The organism is Janthinobacterium sp. AD80, assembly GCF_002878455.1.
GTDB lineage: Bacteria > Pseudomonadota > Gammaproteobacteria > Burkholderiales > Burkholderiaceae_D > Janthinobacterium.
On the sequence record NZ_NRDQ01000194.1, the window covers coordinates 1 to 6,712 of the forward strand.

At 67.3% G+C, this 6,712-nt stretch carries 8 protein-coding genes; 6 read left to right on the forward strand and 2 right to left on the reverse strand.

Features of this window, described 5'->3' with window-relative positions; genetic code table 11:
- From JaAD80_RS26225 to JaAD80_RS26250, 6 genes are all read left to right on the forward strand, one after another.
- Positions 1 to 726: TolC family protein (locus JaAD80_RS26225; RefSeq protein ID WP_146012545.1), on the forward strand; the 726-nt coding region annotated here is incomplete at its 5' end.
- A 79-nt stretch (positions 727 to 805) separates the two neighbouring features.
- Positions 806 to 1,303, forward strand: a complete 498-nt coding sequence (locus JaAD80_RS26230) for a VOC family protein (protein WP_102298950.1) — start codon at positions 806 to 808, stop codon at positions 1,301 to 1,303.
- A 215-nt stretch (positions 1,304 to 1,518) separates the two neighbouring features.
- Positions 1,519 to 1,977, forward strand: a complete 459-nt coding sequence (locus tag JaAD80_RS26235; RefSeq protein ID WP_146012546.1) for a hypothetical protein — start codon at positions 1,519 to 1,521, stop codon at positions 1,975 to 1,977.
- A 154-nt stretch (positions 1,978 to 2,131) separates the two neighbouring features.
- Positions 2,132 to 3,367 carry a formate-dependent phosphoribosylglycinamide formyltransferase gene (purT, locus tag JaAD80_RS26240; RefSeq protein WP_102298953.1) on the forward strand — a complete coding sequence of 412 codons (1,236 nt, stop codon included), beginning with the start codon at positions 2,132 to 2,134 and terminating at the stop codon, positions 3,365 to 3,367.
- A gap of 11 nt (positions 3,368 to 3,378) precedes the next feature.
- The gene (locus JaAD80_RS26245; RefSeq protein WP_102298957.1) at positions 3,379 to 3,816 is read left to right on the forward strand and encodes a DUF6678 family protein; all 438 of its coding nucleotides are present in this window, start codon (positions 3,379 to 3,381) and stop codon (positions 3,814 to 3,816) included.
- A 17-nt stretch (positions 3,817 to 3,833) separates the two neighbouring features.
- Positions 3,834 to 4,571, forward strand: coding sequence for a hypothetical protein (locus JaAD80_RS26250; RefSeq protein WP_146012547.1), 738 nt, complete (start codon positions 3,834 to 3,836; stop codon positions 4,569 to 4,571).
- A 1-nt stretch (position 4,572) separates the two neighbouring features.
- Here the strand turns inward: JaAD80_RS26250 and JaAD80_RS26255 are convergent, their stop codons facing one another.
- Both JaAD80_RS26255 and JaAD80_RS26260 read right to left on the reverse strand, forming a co-directional pair.
- Positions 4,573 to 5,322, reverse strand: coding sequence for an ABC transporter permease (locus tag JaAD80_RS26255; protein ID WP_180979602.1), 750 nt, complete (start codon positions 5,320 to 5,322; stop codon positions 4,573 to 4,575).
- Complete coding sequence (locus JaAD80_RS26260; RefSeq protein ID WP_258003191.1) at positions 5,319 to 6,599, reverse strand: glycosyltransferase; 1,281 nt, start codon at positions 6,597 to 6,599, stop codon at positions 5,319 to 5,321. Before JaAD80_RS26260 ends, JaAD80_RS26255 begins: the two co-directional genes overlap by 4 nt.
- Positions 6,600 to 6,712: the final 113 nt, after the last annotated feature.

A 6,712-nucleotide genomic window follows, 5' to 3' on the forward strand; every position in this document is an offset into this window, starting at 1 on the left:
GGCGCCAGCCGCGCCGATGGCGACTACGCCAAAGCGCGCGCGGTACTGATATATGCACTGGGCCTGCCGGCCGGCGCCAGCGTGACCGTGGCCGACGACGCGCACGTGCCGACGGCGGGGCAGCGCGCCGATCTGCAGGCCTGGCTGGGCCAGGCGCAGGCACGCCATCCCGCCATCGTGGCGGCCCGGGCGCAGCTGGCGGCGGCGCGGGAGCGGGTCGACATGGTCCGTTCGGAGGGGCGTCCCAGCATCGACCTGACGGCGAACTTCTACCAGAACGGCCGCCCGAACCAGGGCTTGTCCGCCGCTTCCACGCGCGAAACCCTGGTTGGCGTCTCGCTGAACATCCCCCTGTTCGATGGTTTTGCCCGGGGCTACAAGGTGCGCGGCGCGCAGGCGCAGGCGGGGCAAAGGGAAGCCGAGGTGGCAGAAGTGCAGCGGCAGACCCTGATGGAACTGGTGAAAACGCATGCGGAAGCGGACATGGCGCTGGACAACATGGCTGCCGCGCAGGCCTGGCTGGACGCTGCGCGCGATGCCCAGGCCAGCGTGCAGCGCAAGTTCGGCCTGGGCGCGGCGGACATCCTGGAAATGCTCACTACCCAGTCGGCGCTGCTGGAAGCGCAGCAGGAGCGCATCCGTTGCCAGGCAGAATGGCGCGCGGCCCGCCTGCGGCTGCTGGCCAGCGCCGGCGTGCTGGGACGGGAGGCCATTGCGGGACGGTAATGGGCGTAATTCGCGCGCCGTTGCACCGCAAAAGTGACTATATTAAGGCGTCCTATCCACACCGGCCAAGGGAGACATCATGCACAGCATACAAAAGATTACCCCGTGTTTATGGTTCAACGGCCACGCCGAGGCGGCGGCCCTGTTTTATACGGGGATTTTCCCCAATTCGAAGATCGGCCAGATCCTGCGCTATGGCGAGGAAGGCCAGGAAATCCACGGCCAGGAGCCGGGCAGCGTGCTGACGGTGGCGTTTGAACTGGACGGCCAGACGTTTACGGGCTTGAACGGCGGGCCGCTGTTCCAGTTTTCCGAGGCCATCTCGTTTCAGGTCAATTGCGACACCCAGGACGAGGTCGACCATTACTGGAACCAGCTGTCCGAAGGCGGGCCGCCGGAAGCGCAGCAGTGCAGCTGGCTCAAGGACCAGTTCGGCGTGTCCTGGCAAATCGTGCCCACCATCCTGCTCAAACTGCTGGGCGACCCCGACCCCGTCAAGGCCCAGCGCGTGATGAAGGCCATGATGGGCATGAAAAAAATCAACATTGACGAGATCAAGCGGGCGTATGCGGGTTGATGGGATGCAGGCTTGAGCAGCTTCAAGCAACAGGGGGATTGATTTGCCACTTGGGCGGACAAGGCGCACAGTGAGGCGACGTGGCGTTCACGCCGCAGCACCTGGCTTGCACTTAGTTTGCAACTTAGTTTGCAACTTCGCTTGCAACTTCGCTTGCAACTTGGCCTGGCAACTTAGCTCAGCACCTTAGTGGAGGACTTATGCCGGCCAAACCCATGCTGTTGTCGGCCGTGTGCGCCGCCTTGCTGGCATCGTCCTCCGCAGTGTGTCAAATGCCTGGTCCTGGCGGGCCGGCGCAGCGCGCCAGGCCGCCTGTCATCGCCGACTGGGCGCGCCCGTCGAGACCCGCATGGGTGGAGGCAGTGGCCGCCGGCCGATTGGCGCTCAGTGACGAGAAAAGCTGTGACGAGAAAAAACGCCAGCTGGAGCAGCAGATCAGCAGCTTGCAGCACATATGCCCCGCCTGTGCGACAGGCGTGGCCATGCCAGCCGGTGCCGCTGTGGCGCGGACGGTGACAGACTCCTGCTTGGCGCGCGACGCGTCCGCCATCGATTCTTTCCGTGCGCAAGAGGCGAAATGCGCCGCGTTGCCGACCGGCATGCGGGATGATGACTGCATTGTGGTCAGCAAGCGCCTGTACCGCTATCTGCGCAGCGGGCAGGGTGGGCCATAGCCAGGCTTCAGCCGATGTGCCGGCGTGTCCCGCTCCGGCGCCGCCTGCAGGCGCCTGCTTGTCCGTACTGCGCACGCCAGCGGCGCGCCCTGTCCAAGAGGGCCGGCATTTGCTATAGTCCCAGCCATCTTTCCATCCGCCCGCAGACATTGCCATGACAACCAGCCCCACCACGAGCAGCACCATCGCGCCCCGCACTTTCGGCACGCCCCTGTCTTCCACCGCCATCAAAGTCATGCTGCTGGGCTCCGGTGAACTGGGCAAGGAAGTCATCATTGCGCTGCAGCGCCTGGGTGTGGAAGTGATTGCCGTCGACCGCTACCCGAACGCGCCCGGCCACCCGGTGGCGCACCGCTCGCATGTGATCGACATGAGCGACGGCGTGGCGCTGGCCCAGCTGATCGACCTGGAAAAGCCGGACCTGATCGTGCCGGAAATCGAAGCCATCGCCACCGATACCCTGGCCGCGCTGGAAGCGGCGGGGCAGATTACCTGCATCCCGAACGCGCGCGCCGCCGTGCTGACCATGAACCGCGAAGGCATCCGCACCCTGGCCGCCGAAACCCTGGGTGTGGCCACGTCGCCCTACCGCTTCGCCAGCAGCCTGCAGGAGCTGCAGCTGGCCTGCCAGGACATCGGTTTTCCCTGCGTGGTGAAACCCGTGATGTCTTCGTCGGGCAAGGGCCAGTCCAAGCTCGATAGCGCCGCCGACGTGGAAACGGCGTGGGCGTACGCGGCCAGCGGCGGGCGCGTCGATACGGGCAGGGTCATCGTCGAAGGCTTCATCGATTTCGATTACGAGATCACCTTGCTGACCGTGCGCGCCGTTGCCGCCTCGGGCCAGATCGAGACGCAGTTCTGCGAGCCGATCGGGCACTTGCAGGTGCAGGGCGACTACGTGGAATCGTGGCAGCCGGCCCGCATGGCGCCGCTGGCGCTGGAGCGTTCGCGCGAGATCGCCCGCAAGGTGACGGACAACCTGGGCGGCCTGGGCCTGTTTGGCGTGGAGCTGTTCGTCAAGGACGACATGGTGTGGTTCTCGGAAGTGAGCCCGCGTCCGCACGATACGGGCATGGTCACCATGGCCAGCCAGGTGCAAAGCGAATTCGAGCTGCACGCGAAAGCCATCCTCGGCTTGCCCGTCAACGTGGCGCTGCGCTCGCCCGCCGCCTCGGCCGTCATCTACGGCCAGCTGGAAGCGAAGGGCATCGCCTTCGAGGGCGTGGCCGATGCCCTGAACGTGCCGGGCGCGGACTTGCGCCTGTTCGGCAAGCCGGAATCGTTCGCCCGCCGCCGCATGGGCGTGGCCCTGGCGACGGCCGACGATATCGACACGGCGCGTCAGCGCGCCGTGCTGGCAGCCTCGAAAGTCAAGCCAGTCGCGCGCTGATGGCGGACTCGATGAGCGATCCCAGACTGCCGCAGGCCGATGCGGGCGGCGACGACATCAAGCGCAAACTGCGCGGCCACATCGCGCGGCGCAACCTGGGCGGCGCCGCCAACGACTGCAAGTGGAACGAACTGCTGGCCTTCATGCGCGGGCGCACCGACTGGGCGCCGTCGTACCGCTACGGCTCCGTCAGCGGCTATGTCTCGCGCTGGGACACGGAGTGGGACTACCACCCGCCGTTTCCCTTCATGGGGGTGGAGTGGTTCGACATCAGCCTGTATTCGGAAGAACACGTGGCCATGCTGCTGCCGAAAAAAATCATCGACCATGGCGTGTGGATCGTGCCCGAACTGGAACGCATCGGCTTTGATTTCGAGGTGCGGGAGCGGGTGGCACGCATCTGGGGCTATTTGCCGCGCAATTATCACGATTTTCCCCCAGCCGATTGAACGCACGGAGTATGAATATGCCTGACAACGACATCCCCGAAATGCCGCAGCCGGACGACGCCGTCGTTGGCAAGGAAGCGGGCGCGCTGATGCAGGCCACGGCCTGCGCCGCGCGCGACGCCTTTTATGCCAGCCTGGGCGCCATCGACGGCGACGTGCTGGCGCCGCTGGTCAATCCCGCCTTCATGGGGGGGCCGCGCTGGCCCTCGTTGCGCCAGGCCTGGCGGGTGATCCGCCGGCCCGACTCGATCGTGATTGCCAGCGATGGCTTGAGCGATCCGTTCGAGGATGACGACGACGTGTTTGTGCCGCGCGGGCATTTGCTGGAAGTGTGCATCGAGGCGCCGCTGGCCGCCTTCGATGGCGGCGCGATCCAGCAATCGTGGCTCTTCGATGTGATTTACCAGGTCAGCCAGAACGTGGCCGACCACGGTTCCATTGATTTGCTGGTGCAGCGCCACGGCAGCGTGTCGATGGTGCTCGACGTGCAGGACGCGCCAGCCGGCCTGGAAGACGACAAGGAACAGGTGGGCGTGCTGCTGGCGCAGGGCGCGCCCGGCATGCCGCCATCTTTCGACACGCCATATGGTGAAGTGCTGCTGCTGACCATCACGGTGCTGCAGCCGGCCGAACTGGCTTTCATCAGCGAGGCTCAGGACAAGGCGCAGTCGCGCCGCGCGCTGCTGGCCGCGCTGGCGGCATCGCCCACCGGGCAGCACAGCCTGGCCAGCCGCGCGGCCGTGATTCCCCGCTAGTCTAGTCTAGTCTAGTCTGGTCGGCGGGCGGCGTGACCGCTTGCGCAGGTGTCGCGCTGGCGGGTTCCTCTACCGCTGGCGCAAGGTCTGCCGGCTGCGTGACCGCCGGCGCGGCGGCGGGCGGCGGCGGTTCGCGCCATTTTCCCGCCGCCTTCAGCTTGTTTTTCAGGCCGGGCAAGGGAAAACCCAGCGCATAGGCTTTTTGCGCATGCACGCTGGCCTTGTCATATTCCTTCTTCTTCACATACATCAGCCCCAGGTTGTACTGCACCGTGGCCTGCTCGGGCGCCAGGCGGCTGGCAGCGTCCAGCTGTTCCAGCGCCATCGCGTCCTGGCCCGTGGCCAGCAGGTAGTTGCCGTACACCATGCGCGCCGTCACGTCGTGCGGCGCGAAGGCGATGGCCCGCTCGAAATAGCAGCTGACCGTGTAGCGGGCGCCGTGCGGCTGCGCGCTTTTTTGCCGCAGGCCTAGCTTGGCCATGGACGCGAGCGCCCGGTGGTGGTTGGGGAAGTGTTCCAGGGTGTAGCTGATGTCGGCCCCCAGGCTGCCCGTCATGCCTTGCGTGAGTGTTTCCACGGCGCGCGAAAAATGGTATTTCTCGACCACGGTCAGGCCGGTGCGGTCGTCCCCGTTCGTATAGTCGCCGCCCGTCGTGCCCTTGACGTAGGGCGGGCAGCCGGCGGCCAGCGCGCCGGCGCCGGCGCTTGCCAGCACGCTGGCGAGCATTCCTTGTGCAAATTGACGCTTCATGGTGGACTCCTGTGGCTGACCTGGTCCAGCAGCTCGGCCAGGGTGTTGCAGCGTTCCTGCCGCGATTGCAGGGCGATGGCGGCGTGGCTGGCCAGCGGTGCGCGGCCCTGGCGCGCCAGCTCGAGAAAGCGCAGCAGGGCGCGCGCGCAGTCGGCGCTGGACGCCAGCTGGCCGATGGTGTCGATGCCGCAGTGGCGCAGCTTGGCCGCGCTGTCCCCGGCCAGGTCCGTCAGCGCCAGGATGGGCCGGCGGCAGCGCAGGTATTCATACAGCTTGGCGGGGATCTGGCCGTTGCAGTTGGCCGCCTGCAGCAGCAGCAGGCCGTCGGCGGCCTGCATTTCCTGCAGCGCGGCGCCGTGCGGCAGCAAGGGCGCCAGGGTCACGAGGTCGGCAATGCCGTATTTCACCAGCAGGCCGGCCAGGTACCGGTCGTGGCCCGTGGCGCGCAGCAGCAGCTGGAAATTGCGCGCGTGGAGCACGCCATCGCGGCGCAAACGGGCCAGCGCCTCGAACAGCGGCTGCGGATCGCGTTCGGACGGGTAGATCACGCCGCTGTGCAGCAACAGGAACCGGCTGCGGTGTCCCGTGCGTTCAGGGTGGTGCGGATAACCGTCGTCATCGTGGCCATTCTCGATCAGGCAGAAACGCTGGCGCGGCACCTGCGCCAGGCGCTGCCGGTGCATCGCCATGGCGCCAGGCGTGGTGCAGACGATGGCCGCGCTGCGCGCCGCGATGCGCTGCTCGATCCACGCATGCATGCGGTGCAGGCGTGGTTCGGCCGGATACGGCGCCAGCGGGTCGCTGTCGTCGAGCATGGGGTCGCGCTGGTCGGCGATCCACGGCAGCCCGCTCAGGCGCTGCAGGGTGAGGGCGATCAGGTGCGCCGTGGCGATCGGGTACGTCGACCAGATGGCGTCGGGCCGGTACTGGCGGATCAGCCGCAGGCCGGCCGGCACGGCGCTCAGCCACCAGGAACTCCAGCGGTCGGGCAGGGCCAGGCAGCGCGGATAGCGCCCCGCCAGCGACAGGTGGCGCGCCGCATCGAGCGCCAGGGTGCGCCGCACGGTGGCGGCCATGCCCGCCTGCGCCTCTGCGGCCCCGGCCTGATCTTCGCGCTGCGCGTAGGCGGACGGCGAAGGGCTGAGCACCAGCGGCTGCCAGCCGCAGGCCGGCAAATGGCGCGCGAATCCCAGGGTGCGCAGGATGCCGCTGCCGCCGGCAAGCGGAGGGTAGTGGTAGGCGATCATGAGCACCCGCCTGGGGCTGGTCTCTACCATGACAGCAGCCAGCGTGCGCACAGCCGTTCGACTTCGCCGCGCCAGGCGGCGCTGGCAAAGGTGTGGTTGGCGCCGTCGATGCGCGCCTGCGTCCACTGCGCGCGGGCGGAGAC

Coding starts and splice junctions, on each gene's coding strand:
- JaAD80_RS26245 (WP_102298957.1), top strand. CDS start 3,379: ATGAGCGATCCCAGACTGCCGCAGGCCGATGCGGGCGGCGACGACATC.
- JaAD80_RS26250 (WP_146012547.1), top strand. CDS start 3,834: ATGCCTGACAACGACATCCCCGAAATGCCGCAGCCGGACGACGCCGTC.
- JaAD80_RS26260 (WP_258003191.1), bottom strand. CDS start 6,599: ATGGTAGAGACCAGCCCCAGGCGGGTGCTCATGATCGCCTACCACTAC.
- purT (WP_102298953.1), top strand. CDS start 2,132: ATGACAACCAGCCCCACCACGAGCAGCACCATCGCGCCCCGCACTTTC.
- JaAD80_RS26230 (WP_102298950.1), top strand. CDS start 806: ATGCACAGCATACAAAAGATTACCCCGTGTTTATGGTTCAACGGCCAC.
- JaAD80_RS26235 (WP_146012546.1), top strand. CDS start 1,519: ATGCTGTTGTCGGCCGTGTGCGCCGCCTTGCTGGCATCGTCCTCCGCA.
- JaAD80_RS26255 (WP_180979602.1), bottom strand. CDS start 5,322: ATGAAGCGTCAATTTGCACAAGGAATGCTCGCCAGCGTGCTGGCAAGC.